This is a genomic window from Streptomyces sp. NPDC043996 (assembly GCF_056435225.1).
This window is the reverse complement of the sequence record NZ_JBWKEY010000011.1, coordinates 305,641-323,686: the sequence shown is the minus strand read 5'-3', so window position 1 is coordinate 323,686 and position 18,046 is coordinate 305,641. Positions and strand designations below refer to the sequence as shown.

General features: G+C 64.7%; 7 protein-coding genes. All 7 read left to right on the top strand.

Annotated features, from left to right (window positions below; genetic code table 11):
* The first annotated feature begins 11 nt into the window (after positions 1-11).
* The 7 genes from AC07A4_RS28260 (at position 12) to AC07A4_RS28230 (ending at position 18,044) form a co-directional block, all read left to right on the top strand.
* Positions 12-4,697, top strand: coding sequence for an SDR family NAD(P)-dependent oxidoreductase (locus tag AC07A4_RS28260; protein WP_478603645.1), 4,686 nt, complete (start codon positions 12-14; stop codon positions 4,695-4,697).
* The gene (locus AC07A4_RS28255; RefSeq protein ID WP_478603643.1) at positions 4,694-11,518 is read left to right on the top strand and encodes an amino acid adenylation domain-containing protein; all 6,825 of its coding nucleotides are present in this window, start codon (positions 4,694-4,696) and stop codon (positions 11,516-11,518) included. Before AC07A4_RS28260 ends, AC07A4_RS28255 begins: the two co-directional genes overlap by 4 nt.
* Before the next feature lie 44 nt (positions 11,519-11,562).
* Positions 11,563-14,769, top strand: a complete 3,207-nt coding sequence (locus AC07A4_RS28250; protein ID WP_478603640.1) for a non-ribosomal peptide synthetase — start codon at positions 11,563-11,565, stop codon at positions 14,767-14,769.
* A complete protein-coding gene (locus AC07A4_RS28245) occupies positions 14,744-15,523 on the top strand; it encodes a thioesterase II family protein (RefSeq protein WP_478603638.1) in 780 nt (259 codons plus the stop codon). The genes AC07A4_RS28250 and AC07A4_RS28245 overlap by 26 nt, the downstream gene beginning before the upstream one ends.
* 3 nt (positions 15,524-15,526) lie before the next feature.
* Positions 15,527-16,201, top strand: a complete 675-nt coding sequence (locus AC07A4_RS28240; protein WP_478603636.1) for a 4'-phosphopantetheinyl transferase family protein — start codon at positions 15,527-15,529, stop codon at positions 16,199-16,201.
* Positions 16,202-16,264: 63 nt separating this feature from the next.
* On the top strand, positions 16,265-17,254 hold the full coding sequence (locus tag AC07A4_RS28235; RefSeq protein WP_478603635.1) for an ABC transporter ATP-binding protein: 990 nt from the start codon (positions 16,265-16,267) through the stop codon (positions 17,252-17,254).
* On the top strand, positions 17,247-18,044 hold the full coding sequence (locus tag AC07A4_RS28230; RefSeq protein WP_478603633.1) for an ABC transporter permease: 798 nt from the start codon (positions 17,247-17,249) through the stop codon (positions 18,042-18,044). The genes AC07A4_RS28235 and AC07A4_RS28230 overlap by 8 nt, the downstream gene beginning before the upstream one ends.
* The last annotated feature ends 2 nt before the right edge of the window (positions 18,045-18,046 follow it).

The following is an 18,046-nucleotide window of genomic DNA, read 5'->3' as shown; positions in this document are numbered from 1 at the left end:
GTGGGGTTCAGATGGACAACGTAAAGTCTTTTATCCTGCAGCAGCTCGTGAAGAAGCAGATTGGCAAAGCAGAGGCCAAGGCGCTGTTGGTCGAGTTGACCGAGGGAAAGCTGCACCAGGACGTCGCCGTGATCGGTTTGGCCGGACGTTTTGCGGAAGCTGATGGAGTCGATGAACTCTGGGAGCTGCTCAAGATCGGGAAGTCATCGATCCGCGACTATCCGCAATTGCGGAAGGATGATCTGAACCAGGTTCTGCGAGACCCGCGCTATTCTGAGCTGCTGCTCGGCAGGGTGATCGATGAGGCAGATCTGGACAAGATATATGCGCGCACCGGGTACTTGGAACGGATCGACCAGTTCGACGCGAGATTCTTCGGGATCCCGCCGATCGAGGCGGACTACATGGACCCCCACCAGCGGGTCGCCCTCGAAGTTGCCTACGAAGCGCTCGAGAACGCCGGATACGGCGGCACGAGTGTCAAGGGGAGCAATACGGGAGTGTTCCTCGGTCGTGACTACACGAACCACTCGTATTACCGCATGGTCTCCGAGGAGAATCCGATGCAGTTGTCCGGTTCGTGGGAAGGCCTGGTGGCCAGCCGGATCTCCTACCTGCTGGATCTCAAAGGACCGTGTCTCATGCTGGACACCGCGTGCTCGGCGGGCAGCGTCAGCATCCATCAGGCCATCCAGTCGTTGGTGCTGGGCGAATGCGACATGGCGTTGGCCGGCGGACTCAACCTGACGACGCTCGGCGAGACGACTGCGGAGTACGGCGCGGGGCTGAGCCTGGACAGCGTGATGTCCGATGACGCTGTGCGCACTTTCGACGCCCGTGCCTCCGGGACGCAGTGGGCCGAAGGCGCCGGCATCGTCCTGCTCAAGCCGCTGAAGCGGGCGCTGGCCGATCGCGATCACATTCGGGCTGTCATCAAGACCTCGGCCATCAACAATGACGGCGCCTCCACCAGCATCACCGCGCCCAACGCCCTGATGCAGGAGAAGGTGATCCTCGACGCGTGGGCGAAGGCCGACATCGACCCGGAAACGATCAGCTACGTGGAGGCGCACGGCACCGGCACGGTGCTCGGCGACCCTATCGAGATCAAGGGCCTGACCAATGCCTTCCGCCGGCACACCGCACGCCGGCAGTTCTGTGGGGTCGGTTCACTGAAGACGACGATGGGCCACATGGTGGCCGCATCGGGGGTGGCGTCCCTTGCCAAGGTCGTGAAGTCGCTGGAGACGCGCACCTTGGCACCCTCCGGAAACTTCGAGGAGCCCAACCCGTACATCAACTTCCCCGACAGTCCGCTGTACGTCAATGACCGGCTGGGGCCGTGGGAGGCCGGCGACGGTCCGCACCGTGCCGCCGTCAACTCGTTCGGATTCATCCGCACGAACAGTCACATGGTGCTGGAGGAAGCCCCCCGGTACCGCAGCGAGGAGCAGTCACAGGAACGCTACTTCTTCACCGTCAGCGCCAAGACCGACGCAGGGCTGCGGGAACTGCTGGACCGGTACGCCACCATGCTGGCCGACTCCCCCTGGTCACTGGCCGACATCTGCTATACCTCCAACACCGGACGCGGCCATTACGAGCACCGGGTACTGGTGGTCGCCGCGACGAAGGAGCAGCTCGCCGAATCCATAGACCGGCTGCGACGGCATGGCCTCGGAAGTTCCCCGGATCAGGGAATCTTCTACGGTGTGCACGCCGTTGTGAGCGAAAAGAAGGATGCCCCGGAGCCGGGTGACATCACCGCCAGGGACGCCCGGCGGCTCGCGAAGTCGGCGAACGCCCTGATCTCCGATATCCAGTCCGACGGGGCCGGCGTTGCCGACCTGGGCAATGCGTACATCCGTGGCGCCGATATCGACTTCGGACCGTACTACGACGGCGAGGCTCGGCGACGTGTGCCGTTGCCCACCTATCCGTACGAGAAGGCCCGCCACTGGGCCAAGCCGGTGAAGACACACGTCGAAAGAACTCCGACCGTCGAGCGGGCCCACCCGCTGCTCGGCGCGGAGGTCAGCCGGTCGGATTCGCGCGTCGTATTCGAGAACACGCTGTCGGTGGATCGGCACTGGGTGCTTTCGGACCACCGGATCGGACACACTTCGGTTATTCCGGGAACGACGTATCTCGAGATGGCCCGCGCGGCGTACGCCGCGGTGGAGAACACGCAGCGGATGCAGTTCGACAACGTCTTCTTTCTCGTTCCACTGGCCGTACAGGACGGGGTCGGTGCCGTCGTGCAGACCCGCCTCGTGCGCGGAGACAGCGACTATACGTTCCAGATCGCCAGCCAGCGGAACGGTGAATGGATCGCGCACGCCGAGGGCCGGGTCGGCCCGGTCGGCAACCACCAGCCCAGAACTGTCGACATCGAAGCGTCCAAGAGGGCGGCCGTCGAGGTCGAGGACCCGTACCCCTTCGCGGGAGACACCGGGGTATTCCAGTTCGGTCCGCGCTGGGACTCCGTCCGGACGGTGTGGAACCACGAGGCCGGCGCACTCGCCCTGCTCCGGCTCCCCCGGGACATCGATGCCGAGACCGAGGCTCTCGGTTTGCATCCGGCCAAGCTGGACAACGCGGTGAATCTCATCTCGCAGGACAGCGGGCACACCTACCTGCCCTACGTGTACAAGCAGTTGGTGCTCCATGGGCGCATGCCGGAGACGTTCTACACGTCGATCCGTGTCGCGCGGGACAACGGCGAGACGATCACCTACGACGTCGTCCTCGTCGACGAGGACGGTCGTCCGTTCGCCGAGATCACCGACTACACGGTCAAGAAGGTCGACTGGGAGAACTTCAGCCTCCAGGGCCCGAGCCGGTTCCTCAAGGTGGGCTGGAAGCCGACGTCGAACAGCGCCCCCGCGCCCAGCGCCCCCGGGAGCGAGAGCGTGGAGTGGGCCGTGGTGGTACTGGACACCACGGCAGGCCGGCAGGTGGTCGACGCGGTGAAGGCCGACGGACATCACGTCGTACCGTGCTACCTCGGCGAAGAGTCCGATCCCGACCGCCATCTGTTCGCGCCGGACCCGGACGGCGTGCGACTGCTGTGCGAGCGGCTGTTGCGGGAGCGGGTGCAGGGCATCGTGTTCGGTACGGACTTCGCCGCGGGCGCCGGACTGTCGCACGAGGAGCGCCGATCCTGCGGTGTCGACGCGCTGTTCGAGCTCTACCAGGGCCTCGGGGCGCATCGCGTGAAGCTGCCCCGCGGCCTGAAGGTGCTCGGAAAGAACGCCTGGTCGGTCGTGGCCGACGACGCGATGACCGACCCCTACTCCGCCGCCACGGCTTCCCTGGCGCTTGTCATCGGGCAGGAACACCTGCCGGTCGACGTGGTCGACGCACCCGCCGATGGGGACGTGCCGCACCTCGTGCGCGAACTCCTGAGGGGCGAGGGGCCGTCGCCGCGGGCCGTCCGCGGCTCGGAGACGTACGCACGGCATCTGGCCTACGCCGAGGCTGAGAAGGCCGTCGAGCCCTTCGAGGGCGGGACGTACCTGATCACCGGAGGTGCGGGTGGTCTCGGCCTCGCCATCGCCTCGCAGATGGCCCGCCAGGGCGCCGAACGCGTCCTCCTGGTCGGCCGGTCGGAGCTGAACGAGCAGAAGAGGAAGAGCGTCGAGGCCATCGGCGTGGCCGAGTACCAGCCGTGTGACGTGTCGCGGCCCGCCGCGGTCCGTGACCTGGCCGACCGCCTCCGCGCCGACGGGGTGCGGCTGCGGGGCATCGTGCACGCGGCCGGCGTCGCCGGTGACGGCTTCCTCGCGACCAAGAAGCGGGCGGCCTTCGACTCCGTTCTCGCGCCCAAGGTGGACGGGAGCGTGGCCCTGGTGGACCTGGCGAGAGAGCACCCCGAGGCGTTCCTGGTCTTCTTCTCGTCGATCACCGCGATCATGGGTGGCCCCGGTCAGAGTGACTACTGCGCCGCCAACGCCTTCATGGACTCGCTCGCCGTCCGGGCCCGCGCCGAGGGCGTCCCCGCGCTCTCGGTCAACTGGCCCACGTGGACCGACGTCGGGATGGCGGCCGACTACGGGATCGGGGCCCACGACGCGCCCTTCACCGCGGTGTCGGCAAAGGAAGGGGGGGTGTGGCTGTCCTACTTCCTCAAGAACCCCGCCGCCGGTGTCATCCCGGCGCAGTTCAACCTCGCTGTGTTGAAAGACCAGTTGGGCGGCCTGCCCTTCGAGATCCCGTTGGACGTGGCCGAGGCGGCCGAGAACTTCGGTACGGCCGCGGCGGCATCGGACGGGGCGCCGGTGGAGGTGCGTCTCACCGGCCTGTCCGACCCGTCCCCGGTCGAGTCCCGGGTGGGCGCGATCTACGGAGCCGTCCTCGGCCTCGCCGAAGTGGACGCCCATGCCGCCTTCCAGGAAATGGGCGGAAACTCCCTCATGTCGGCACAGGTGCTGTCGAGGATCGAGGAGGACTTCCCGGGCACGGTCGATATCGCGGACCTGTTCTCGTACGCCACCGTCGCCGACCTCGCCGGCCACATCAGCGGGCAACTCGGCGAGGAGTCGGCTGACATGGCAAACCAGGGATCCTCCGACGGCGGTCAGGAAGAAACGGCGGACGTCGGCACCGGCCTGGCACTCCAAGAGGCCCTGAAGGAGATCGGCGACTCGGAGCTGCTCTCGGTCTTCGGCGACATCGAAGGCGAGGAGCGGCCGTGACTGGTGCGACCCGGCAGGCGCGGAAGAAGGAACTCCTGAAGTACCTGCTCCTCCAGGTGCAGCGGAAGGAACTCGACGCGGATTTGGCGAAGGACTTCATTCGGGCCATCGGGCCGGCCCAGGAGGAAACGGATGACCCGATCGCGGTCGTGGGCATCGCCTGCCGACTGCCGGGTGCGCCCGACAAGGAGACATTCTGGAGCAACCTCGTCGACGGTCGCGAGTCGATCGGTGACTTCCCGGAGCTGCGGGTGGAGGATCTCCGGCGCATCGATGGCGGGGCCGCGTATGTGAAGAGGGGCGGCTACCTGGACCGGGTCGACCTCTTCGACCCGGAGTACTTCGGTATCCCCCCGAAGGCCGCCGAGGAACTCGACCCGTATCACCGGAACATGATGGAAGTCCTCGTCGAGACGATGGAGGACGCCGGCTATTCCAGGAGTGATCTGCACGGGTCGAAGACCGGAATCTTCGTCGGCAACGATCACACGCACCGGTTGATGAAGTCCTATCTGCCGTTCCTGCCGGAGATGGACTTCGCCGCGGTCTCAGGGTCGTGGTCCGGCATTCTGGCCAGTCGGCTGTCGTACCACCTGAACCTCCGAGGTCCGGCCACCGTCCTCGACACCGGGTGTTCGTCCGGTCTGATCGCGCTGGACGTGGCGACGAAAGCCATCCGGCAGGGTGACTGCGACACCGCATTCGTCTGTGCGATCAACCTCCTTCTCCAGCCGCTGGGCCTCGGGAACGAGACCGAGTCCGACTTCGCCCGGGTGCGGGCGTTCGACGCCGCAGCGAACGGCACGGTGTGGAGCGAGGGGGTGGCCGGTCTTCTCATCAAGCCGCTGTCACGCGCACTCGCTGACCGGGACCACGTCTACGGCATCATGATCGGCAACGCGGTCAACAGCGACGGCCGCAGCAACGGCATCACCGCCCCGAACGCCCGGTCCCAGCAGGAGCTGCTCATCAGCGCCTGGAAGCGGGCGGGCATCGCACCGGAGTCGTTGTCCTACATCGAGGCGCACGGTACGGGAACCTCCCTGGGTGACCCGATCGAGATCAAGGGACTCAAGGGCGCCTTCGGCGCCTTCACGAACCGCAAGCAGTTCTGCGCCGTCGGCTCGGTGAAGACGAACGTCGGTCACACCGTCGGGGCCGCGGGTCTGGTGTCGCTGATCAAGACCCTCCTGTCGTTGGAGCACGGCGTCATCCCGCCGTCACTGCACTTCGACGTACCGAACGCCTACGGTGATCTCGCCGACTCGCCGGTATACGTGAACGACCGCCTCGGCGTCTGGGAGGAGGGCGAGACCCCTCGTCGCGCCGGAGTGAGCAGCTTCAGCCTGACGGGGACGAACAGTCACGTGGTGCTGGAGGAGGCGCCGGCCGCGGCACGGCGGTCGGGCACCGGCCACGGTCCGAACCTCTACCCGATCTCGGCGCGGAGTGAGGACCTTCTCGTCAGGACGGTAGCCGTGCATCTGTCGGCGCTCGAGAACCACCCCGAGTACCGCCTCGACGACGTGTGTTTCACGATGCAGGTGGGTCGGGAGCACCAGCCCTTCCGCGCGGTCATCATGTGCGACGACCGCGCGGGACTCGTCGAAGGGCTGCGGCGCTTGCTGCGTCCGTGTGACGAGCGGGCGTCCCGCGACGACGTAGTCGTGCGGCGTGCCGACCTCGATTCCCCCGTGGCCGACACCGTGCCGTGGGGTCCGGGCGCTACCGCGCCCCAAACTGCCGGAACCAGTCGGCGGACCGATCTCCCCGACCGTTTCCGGCACCTTTCGGACGCCGCCCAGCGGTACCTCGAAGGCCGTGACCGCCCCTTCGCGGCTCTGGAACGGGACGCCGAGGTCCGCCGGGTGCCGCTCCCGCCCCAGATGTTCGACCACGCGCGGTACTGGAACGAGAGCGTGCGCGCGGCACCGGCCGCGACTCCCGTGGCTGAGCCGGAGTCCGGCGCGGACGACTGGGTCCGTGAGATCCTGGAGCAGCCGTCGCCGCTGGCGGGGGAACCGGACCCGGATCCGCACCGGCGCGTGATCGCGCGGGTCTGGTCCGACGTCCTCGGCTACCCGACCGTCCGCGGCGGTGACGACTTCTTCGCCATGGGCGGGGACTCGGTGTCGTCCATCAAGATCGCCAACATTCTGAACGCGCAGCTCGACCTCGACATCCCCGTCGGCGCGTTGCTGGCCGAACGGTACTTCGACGACTTCGTCCAGGTGCTCAGCCAGAGTTACGGGCTGACCGATGAGTACCTGCTCCAGCGGTCGAACAGCCAGTCCCGGAGCGTACCGCGGCGCGAGACCGTCGTCGGGACGTACGAGTTGCCCCTCACCGCGTCGCAACGCGGCATCTTCTGGTCCAGTCAGCTCGACGAGCAGTCCCTCGCCTATAACGAGACCGCGCTGACCATGCGGCAAGGCACCATCGACATGGCGCAGATGCAAGCCAGCATCCGTGCGCTGGTGCGCCGACACGACAGCCTCCGGTCGACCTTCCATCTCGTTGACGGTGAGCCGCTGCAACGTGTCCACGCGGAGGTTCCGGTGACGATCGACCATCGGCGGCTGGTCGGCCCCGCCGACGGGGAGACGCACGAGGACAGGGCGCGGGAACAGATGAAAGAGTTCGTGCGGCCCTTCCATCTGAGCGAGGGGCCCCTGTTCCGGGTCGGATACTTCGAGTTCGACGACGACGTGAGCTGCGTGGCAGTCGACTTCCACCACACGGTCATCGACGGCATGTCGATGGGAATCCTGCTCCGCGACTTCTCGATGATCTTTGACGCCGTGGAGCCCCCGCCGCTGGCACGGAGCTACCGGTCAGCGGTCCTTGAGCTCCGCGAACGGCAGAGCGGCACCGAGGTGGCCGCGCACCGGGACTACTGGGTGAGCAGGTTCGCCGACGGAGTGCCGACGCTCCAGCTCACCACCGACTGGCAACGGGCCGACGTCATCACGGGTTCCGGGGCGTCCCACTTCGCGGAGCTGGACGCGCGGACGCTCGAGGAGGTCAAGCGCTACGCGAGCGGGCACGACCTCACCCTCTACACCGTGCTCCTGGGCGTGTTCCAGCAGCTGCTGTCCCGGATGAGCGGGCACGACGACATCGTGGTCGGTGCTCCCGTCATGGGCCGGCCGGACCTGTCGTACCAGGACCTCGTGGGGATGTTCGTCAACACGCTGCCCCTGCGCATCACCGCTGTTCCAGAGTCGAGCGTCGATGAGTTCTTCACGGACCTGAGGTCCACGGTCCTTGGCGCCTTCGAGCACCAGATCTGTCCGCTGGAGTCGATCATCGAGGAGATCGCTCCGCCGCGGGAACCCGGACGCCGTCCGCTGTTCGACGTGTGCTTCGTGCACCAGAACGTGGACATGGGTCTGGACCGTGCGGACGGCCAGGTCATTCGCTTCGACGACGGCAGCACGAAGTACGACATCACCCTCAGTACCCGGGTGGTCGACGACCGGCTCCTGATGAAGTGGGAGTACGCGACCGACCTGTTCACGGAGGAGACGATTGCGCTGTACGCGGATCGGTACGTGACGCTGCTGCGCTCCTTCCTCTCCGCCCAGGACGATGCCGCGCTGGGCACCCTCGAGTTGATGCCCTCGCGGGAGGTCGAGCGCATCCAGCAGCTCGCGACAACACCGGCCTCGGCACCCGACACGGTGGGCGTGGTCGGTCTGTTCGAACGGCAAGTGGCGGCCGACCCGGAGAAGACGGCACTGATCATGGGCGATGAGCGGATGTCGTACCGCGAGCTCAACATCCGTGCCAACCGTGTCGCGCACGGCCTGACTCGGCAGGGCTCGACAACCGGCCGACCGGTCGCACTCCTGATGGACCGCTCCTTCGACATGGTCGTCGCGATACTCGGCGTTCTCAAGGCGGGCGGGCACTACCTGCCGTTGAGTACCGACTTCCCGGCCGAACGCCTCGCGATCATGGTGGACGACTCGGGCGCGGACACCCTCGTAGCCTCGGCCGGCCGGGTGGCCCAAGCCACTGGGCTCGCGTCCGAAGGGGTTCGGGTCACGGACCTCGACTCCTGCATGGGATCGACCGGCGAAACCCGTGACCCAGGCCTGCCGAGCAGAAGCGACGACCCGATCTACATCATGTACACATCCGGGACCACCGGGGTCCCGAAGGGGTCGGTCATCCGACAGCGAGGTGTACTTCGCGTCGCCCGCCCGTCGACCTTCGCCCAGCTCGACAGCAGCGACGTGTTCCTCACGCTGTCGGACTACTCGTTCGACGGTTCGGCCTACGACATGTTCGGCGCACTCACCAACGGTGCCTCCCTCGTGATCATGGACAAGGCGGATGTGCTGGATCTCGACCGGCTCAGCACGGCGATCGAGCAGCACGAGGTCACCAGCTTCTTCCTCACGGCCGCGATGTTCAACGCGTTGATCGACCACGCGCCGGAACGCCTTGGCAGCATCCGCATGATGATCTTCGGCGGCGAGATGGCCTCCCCGCCACACGTCAAGCGAGCGTTCGACATGCTCGGAACCGGACGGATCGCCAACGGATACGGTCCGACGGAGTCAGCGGTCTTCGCGGCGGTGCACCGGTTCGACAGCTTCGACGAACGGGACGCGATACCCATCGGCCGGCCCATCGACGACACCTCGCTGTGGGTCCTCAACGAGAAACTGCAGCTCCAGCCGATCGGTGCGCGGGGGGAGCTGTACATCGGCGGCAACGGGCTGGCTGACGGCTACCTCCGTCAGCCCGAGTTGACCGAGGAACGTTTCGTCACCTCGCCGGCCGTTCCGGGCCGGCGACTTTACAAGACCGGTGACCTCGTCACCCTCAAGAACAACGGGCTGCTCTACTACACAGGGCGCATCGACGACCAGATCAAACTGCGCGGGTACCGCATCGAGCTCGCCGAGATCGTCCATGTCGCGTTGGAGCAGCCGTACGTCCAACTGGCGCATGCCGGAACGTACGAGAGCGGTGAGGGCGGCCGCAGCCTCTGTCTGTGGGTGCGGTACGCGGAAGGGTTTGAACCCGACGACGCGCGACTGCGGTCAGCGCTGGAGCGGCACCTGCCGCCCTACATGGTGCCGGCGTTCACCGTCCCCATCGACGAGATCCCGTTGAACAAGAACGGCAAGGTGGACGTGGCGGCGCTGCCGCGTCCTGAGGTCTCGTCCAAGGCAGAGTCGAACGGCCCGACCACCGACGTGCAGCGGCGGATCGCCGCCGCCTGGTCCCACGTGCTCGGCAGTACCGTGGAAGATGTCGACGCCAACTTCTTCGCACTCGGCGGCGACTCGATCAAGGCCATCCAGATCGTCTCGGCGCTCAAGCAGGCCGACATCCCAGTCCAGGTCGGCGATCTCCTCGAACACCTGACGGTCCGCGGCTTGGCGGAAAAGGCCGCCGGCGGTCCGCGGGGTCGGCGTGAGATCCCGGTCTACGATCAGGCGCCGGTCACCGGTCGCATCATCCCGAACCCCATCCAGCAGCAGTTTCTCAGCGACATCGACAACCACGGCAGAGTATTCACCCAGTCGATGCTGATCACCTTCGCGGAACCGGTGCCCGAAGACCGGTTGGTGCATGCCGTGACGCGTCTGACGCGATATCACGACCTGCTCCGTGTCCGGATCGACGACCACGGTGGCCTCCTGATCCGGGATCCGGACGCGGAGCCGTTGGTTCATGCCGAAGCAGCACGTGAGGGACTGGCCGAGGACGGCCGATCGGAGTATCTGCGGGCGTTGCAGGCGCATGTGGAGGTGCGCGGCGGGCCGGCTGTTGCGGTGGCGACCGGGCTGGGTGAGCAGGGCGAGCAGTGCGCCTTGGCGGTACATCACCTCGCGGTGGACGTGGTCTCCTGGGGAGTCCTGGTGGAGGACCTCCTGGCGTGCCTGGCGGACCCGGACGTCGAGTTCGCGCCCAAGTCCATGCCGTTCTCGGAGTGGGTCGCCGAGCTCGCGAGGTATACGCAGGACGGCGGCTTCGGCTCGCAGGTGCCCTACTGGACCGAACTTGCCCAAGCAGCGAGTGACGTCGCCGACCTGTTTCCCGAACGGGAGGTCGTGCGCAAGGACACCGTCGCCGAGGTGATCCGCTTCGACGAGGCCGAGGTGGGTGGTCTCCTCGACATCGCACGGGACGTCTATCAACTCGATGCCGGCCAGCTTCTCGTCGCCGTCATGGCCCGTGCACTGGGCTCCTGGAAGGGACAGAACCGGATCCTGTTCACCCTGGAAGGTCATGGCCGCGAACCGTTTGCCGGTGACCACGACCTCAGCCGCACAGTGGGGTGGTTCACCAGTTCCTTCCCCCACCTGGTCAAGGTCGAGGACGGTGTGGACGGCACCCTCGATGCGATCCGACGTTCGTTCGAAAATCTTCCCGACAAAGGATTCGCGTTCGGCGCACTCCGGTGGTTCGACTCGAATCCCGGCGCGGAAAAGGGCCTGCTGGCCACTATTCGCCCACAGGTCAGCTTCAATTACTTGGGCGACCAAAGCAGGCACGCTGCCGATATCCAGGTCCTGCATCTCCCGGCGGACGTAACAGTTGCCGAGGACTACCGGTCGCCGTTTGTGCTGGACATCAACGCGTTCCGCAACGACGGGGACATTCTGGTAGAGGTCAGGTATCCGGCGACCTGGCGTGCCCGCGGCGACGGCCACGACCTGACTGCGGTCATACGGGCGACATTCCGCGAGATCCGCGACGCCGCCACGGCCGCTGATCGCATGGCCATGCGCACCTCGACGTCGGTTGACAAGAACGTTCTCGACAGCGTCCTCCTCGACGTACTCGGCGAGAACTGAGGTCCGACGACGATACGACACGGTGCACACAGGGAGCTTGATTCATGATTGAAAAAGAGAACATTCAGTCCATTTCGGGCCTGGCGGCAATGCAGAAGAGCATGTTCTTCAGCTATGCCGTGGACACGAAGACAGATGCCTACGTGGAGCAGTTCGACTTCACCGGCAGTGGCCCGCTGGACGTCGATTGTCTGAGCACCGCGCTGGGTGCGCTGTCTCAGCACTACAGCGTGCTGCGAACGGTCTTCTCCTTTCAGAACACCGACGACCCGTACCAGATCGTTCTCAAGGAGTGGGCGCCCACCCTCGAGGTCATCGACTACAGCAAGCTGCCTGACAGCGGACCGTCGATCGCGGCGTTCAAGAGGGCCGACCGCACCCGCGGATTCGATCTGACCAAGGATGTTCTGCTCCGGGCAACGTTGCTCAGGACCGGCGAGGAAAGCTGGCACCTGATCTTTACGTTCCACCACATCATCTTGGACGGCTGGTCGCTGGGTCCGCTTTTCGGCACTCTGTTCCGTTATTACGCCGAGCTGATTCGCACGGGCGAGTTTGAGCAGCGGTACGAAGCACGCCCGTACAGCGACTACATCACGTGGTACGAATCGCAGCGCAGCGACGACGCGCAGCAGTACTGGGCGGACATGCTCGAAGGCTACGAACGGACGGCATCGCTGATCCCGGATCAACCGCACCCTGGTCAGCAGCCCGACGGATACCGGGGGGTCAACCATCGATTCACTCTGACCGATGAACTCCGCGAAGGCCTCAAGCGGTTCGCCCAGCAGGCCCACCTGACGCAAAGCGCCGTATTCCAGGCAGCCTGGGGTGTCGTACTGCAGAAGTTCACGTACTCCGAAGACGTTGTGTTCGGCACCGTCGTGTCAGGCCGCAGCATCGACCTCCACGGTATCGAGGACATGCTCGGCCTGTTCGTGAACACTCAGCCGTTGCGGGTAACGACTCAGGCGAATCAAGACTTCATCGGCTTGTGTCGAGCCGTATACGACTCCTACCGCCGAGCCAACCCTTACGAGTACTTTCCGCTCTACGAAACACAGCGGCTGAGCCGGCTGAAGAGTGATCTGCTGGATCACTTCATCGCGTTCGAGAATTATCCCCTCTCGGACCAGATGCAGACGTTCGGCAGTGACCTGGCAGATGGCCTGCAGTTCGAGGGCGTTGATGTCATCGAACGGACCAGCTATGACCTCGCGATCACGGTCAACCCTGGTCACGATTTCGCGGTCACCTTCACTTACAACGCCAACCGCTACTCGTCCACGTTCATGAAGACGCTGGAGCGCAGTCTTGTGCGCGTGCTGTCGTCGGGCATCGTCAATCCGACCGTTCCCGTGCGGGAAATCGCGATTGCGGATCATGCCGGTCGATCCGTTCCGGCTGACCCAGCACTTTCTCCGCCGTCGATACCACTCGACTCATCGCTGATCTCCGTGTTCAAGCATGTCGTCGAGAGGCGCGGGGACAAGACCGCCCTCGTGTGGCACGACAAGGAGTACACATACCGCACGCTCGATCGCTGGTCCGATGCCGTGGCATGGCAACTCAGCGAGCTCGGAATGGGCGCCGGGCAGGGTATCGGTCTCCTTGCGGACCGCCGACCGCACATGATTGCGGCGATGCTCGGCATCCTGAAGATCGGTGGCCATTACGTGCCGATCGACACGAAGGACGCCACGTCTCGCGTCGAGTACATCCTGTCCGACGCGGGCGTTCCATTGGTGTGCACGGTGACGGACTTCGTTGAACAAGTCCCGGGGCCTGTGAAGTCGGTCCTGGTTGACGAACCCGCCGGGGAAGTTCCCGCTTTCCAGTGGTGTCACGAGGCAGATGCCGCCTACCTGATGTACACGTCGGGATCCGCTGGCAACCCCAAGGGCTGCGTGATCACACACCGCAACATCGTGCGCCTGGTCTCCGACCAGACGTACTTCGACTTCGACCACGAGCAGGTCATGCTGCAGAGCAGCTCGCCCGCATTCGACGCCTGTACGTTCGAGGTGTGGGGATCACTACTGGCCGGCGCGAAGCTGGTTCTCCCTGACGAGCTCGACATTCTCGACGGCGACCGGCTGCGCGAGCTGCTCAAAAGGCACCAGGTGCGAAGCATGTGGCTCACATCGCCGCTGTTCAACCAACTGTGTGACCACGATCCTACGACCTTCGCGTCGCTGGATCACCTGTTGATGGGCGGGAGTGCGCTGTCTGTTCCGCACATTGCGAAGGCTCGCCGGGCGTGTCCAGATCTGCGGATCACCAACGGGTACGGGCCCACCGAGAACACTGTCTTCTCCACGACTCACGCGATCGTCCAGGACGACCTGCTGGGGAGTCGCATCCCCATTGGACGCGCCTTGGCTCACTCGACAGCGTACGTCCTCGACTCCGGCCTCAACCTGCTTCCTCGCGGTGCGGTCGGTGAGTTGTGCGTGGGGGGAGAAGGGGTGTCCGCCGGCTATCACAACCGTGCCGACTTGAACGATGCCCGGTTCATCACCTCGGCGGCGCTGCCCGGCGAGCGGATTTACCGCACCGGCGACCTCGCCCGGATGTTGCCGGACGGGGCATTCGATTATCTCGGCCGTGTGGACGACCAGGTGAAGATCAACGGGTTCCGGGTCGAGCTGGGCGAGATCGAGAGCGTTCTGCAGTCCCTCGACACAATCGAGGACGGCGTCGTTATTGCCGTGGACAACGGCGGTGAGAAGCGGCTCCACGGATACTACGTTGCCGCCCGGCCCGTATCCTCCGAGAGGATTCGGCAGGAGCTGACACACGCGCTGGCCGGCTACATGATTCCCCCCGTCCTGGTTCCGATCGACCGCCTACCGCTCAACAAGAGCGGAAAAGTAGACCGTCACCGCTTGAAAGATCTGCGTCTCGAGCCCGACACCGAACAGGAAGCACCCGGATCCCGTGATTCGTCGTGGGCCGAGCAGCGGCTGCACGACATCGTGGCCGATGTCCTTTCCAGCTCAAAGGTCGACGTCCACCAGGATTTCTTCGATCTCGGAATCACTTCCCTGAATCTCCTGGCCATCAACAACCGGCTGCGCAAAACATTGGGACACAGTCTTCCGATACGACTCTACTTCGAGCACAACTCGATCTCCTCACTGGGAGCCCACATCGAATTTCTGACGAAGAAGAAAAGATCCGCCCCGGACTGGAACCCAGTGGATACTGAGGATGTAAAAGGTCATGGACAGAGGGATGGCGGTAAGTGAAATGGAAAAGATTCCGATGCTGTGCTTCCCGCACGCCGGTGCCGGCAAGCTCTACTACAGCAAGTGGCGCCCTGCGTTCACCGGCGTCATCGATTTGAATGTTGCCCAGTATCCGCTCCGGGAGCAGAAAATGCGAATCCCCATGCCTCCCACGGTTGCGGAACTGGCCGAGAACATATTTGCAGAATTTGCCGATGCATTCCGCCGGACGTATGCGATCTGGGGGCACAGCATGGGCAGCACCATCGGCTATGAGGTCGCTCGGTTGTGTCAGGACCGGTTGAACAATCCACCGTTGGCGTTCTTCAGTTCCGGCGCGTCAGCGCCTTCCAGGGCACGATTTGCGCACGTAGCGGAGCTTGATACGAGCGAGGGCTTCAGCGATGTCCTCTGGCGCTACGGCGGAGTATCGAAGGAGTACCTGCGGGACTCGGACTTCATGAAGTACATCGCACCGATCATCGAAGCCGACCTGCGGTTGATGGGTGGGTATCAGGATACGACGTTCGACAAGCTGCGCTGCCCGGTAGTGCTCATGATGGGCCGCAGCGATACGGCAACCACCGATATGTGGCAGCGCTACACAGATCACCCCCTGGAGGTCACGGAGTTCGACGGCGGGCACTTCTTCCTTGATGAACACCGGAGTGCGATGGCGTCGCTGATGGAATCCAAGGTCGTGTCCTTGTCTCCGGGCGGCGAGGGGGCGGCGGAGCGCGGGCGTGAAACCGCGGCCCTGCCAGAGATACGGTGACGGGTGCCTGACGTCCTTGCGTTTGACATCGGCGGCCTGCGGGACCAGGACCTCGAGCGGTTCGAGACGGCGGTGTCGGCAGAGCGACGCGCTCGCGCGGCGAAGTACTGGTTCCTCGACGACCGCAAGCGATGCCTGGCCGCTGGCGTGCTGTTGCGGTACGCGGTGAACAAGCGGCACGGTGTGCCGGTGCGCGAACTCCACGAAGCGAAGGGCGCACACGGCAAGCCGTTCCTCCCCGATCACCTGGGCGTTCATTTCAACCTGTCACATGCGGACGGGTGGGTGGTATGCGCAACGAGCGCGAATTCTGTCGGGGTCGATATCGAGCGAGTGGATGAGCGTCCGGTTGGAATCGCCCACAGGTTCGCGTCATCCGAGTATGCCTACGTCTGGAATGGTGCAGAAGAGGAGCGTCCGCGCCGCTTCACTCGGATCTGGACGCTGAAAGAGGCTTGCATAAAGTACGTCAGCCACGGTCTGCGTATACGCTTGGACTCGTTCAATGTGTCCGTGGATGACGTGCATCCGCAGGGTCTCGACCATTCCGGTAAAGAGCCCCCATTTCTGACGCAGGCGGTTCACGGCGACGACTACTACGTCGCGGAATGCTGCGAGGATGACACCGCACTGGCGATTGAGACGGTACCGCTTGACGAGCTTCTTTCGGTCTGCTGATGAGAATCCAAGGCTCCCACTCGATGTGGAAGTGCCATCGAGCCACGCGTGCAAAATGAGAACGTGAGGATCGCGATGAGTGATGTAGTACTTGAAGTCGGGGGCGTCACGAAACGGTTCGGCGATGTCGTCGCCAACGACGACGTGGGGCTTCGCGTCCGGGCCGGCGAAGTGGTCGGGTTGCTCGGCCACAACGGAGCCGGGAAGTCCACCCTGGTCTCGCAGATCGTCGGACTGCTCAAACCCGACAGCGGATCGATCCGGGTGGCGGGAGTGGATGCCGTCGCCAACCCGGGAACGGCGCGCCGCGCGGTGGCACTTCAGCCCCAGAGTCAGGCACCGCTCGACGGGATAAGTCCGGCCACGGCGATCGAGCTTGTCGCTCGGTTACGCGGACTTTCCCGCGCCGAAGCCAAGTCGGCGACGCTGGCACTGGCCACCGAGCTGGACATCAATGAATGGCTTGGCCGGCGGGCCATGCCCAACGGCGGGGGTATATCCAGTGGCGTCCGGCGGTTGACGGCATTCGCCATGGCGGCTGTCGGGCCTGTGCCGCTGTACGTCCTCGATGAGCCGACCAACGATGTTGATGCCGGTCGACGGCGACGCTTGTGGGACACGGTGCGCCGACTCGCGGACCAAGGGGCCGGAGTGCTGCTCGTCACCCATAACGTGGTCGAAGCAGAGCGCGTGGTGGACGAACTCGTCGTGCTGAACCACGGGAAGGTCGCCGCTGCCGGCTCGCCGAGTCAACTTCGCGGAGCGAGCGACGAATTCCTGAGGCTGGAGTTGTCATTGCCCCCGAACGGATCAGACCCTTCCGAGTCCGGCGATGGCATTCCGATTCCCATCACGCGTCGAGTACGTGCCGGACGGCGAGTACTGCTCACCCACAATGCTGCCGATGCCGAAGTCGCAGTTGCCTGGGCGACCACACTCCGCGCGCATCAGCGCATTGAGGGGTATGCCTTGTCCCCCGTCACTCTCGAGGACGCGTATCTGGCCATCACAAGCGCAGCCGAAGCCGTCACGGAGGAGCCCGCCCATGTCTGAGCAGACGGTTGCCGCGTCCGGTGAGCGAGTAGCTGTTGAGATCCCGGCGCAAATCAGCTTCGGAGCGATCAATGTGACCATTTTGCGTTGGACGCTGAGCGGGACCGGGGCGATGCTTCCGCTGTTCGTCGTAGCGCAGGCAGTCCTCGCCGCCGGTGTCATCATCGGCTTCGGTCTCCTTATCCCGAACCTTGACTCCGCCGCCGCGCAGTACTTGTCCTCGGGTGCGCCAACGGTGCTGATCATGGCTATCGGACTGGTCATGGTGCCTCAGGGCACATCGCAGTCGCGCATGAATGGGGCTTTCATGTACCAGCGCGCGCTTCCGGTGCCTCGCAGCATCCTCATGTTGAACGACCTGATCGTATGGCTGGTCATGGCGCTGCCTGGTGTTGCTGTCGCCGTGATCGTGTCGCTGGTGCGGTATGACTTCGCCTTTTCATTCAACTGGCCCCTTCTGGTGGGGGGATCGGTTCTGGCCGCGTTGATGGCGATTTCCATGGGTTACGCGATGGGTGTGATGCTGCGCCCGATGCCAGCCCAACTTCTCTCCCAGGTGCTGGTGTTCTTCGTGCTGCTGTTCTCGCCGGTCATATCTCCAGAGAGCCGGTTCCCCTCGTGGCTCCAGTCAGTCCATGAGGTACTCCCGATCCAGTCGGCCGGCGACATGATCCGCGCGGGTCTGTTGTCGGACACCTTCAGTACGGGATGGCAGGACGCGTTCGTCGTGGCCGCGTGGTGTGCGCTGGGGCTCCTGATCAGCGTTCGTGCCCTCGTCCGAAGGGGCTGACG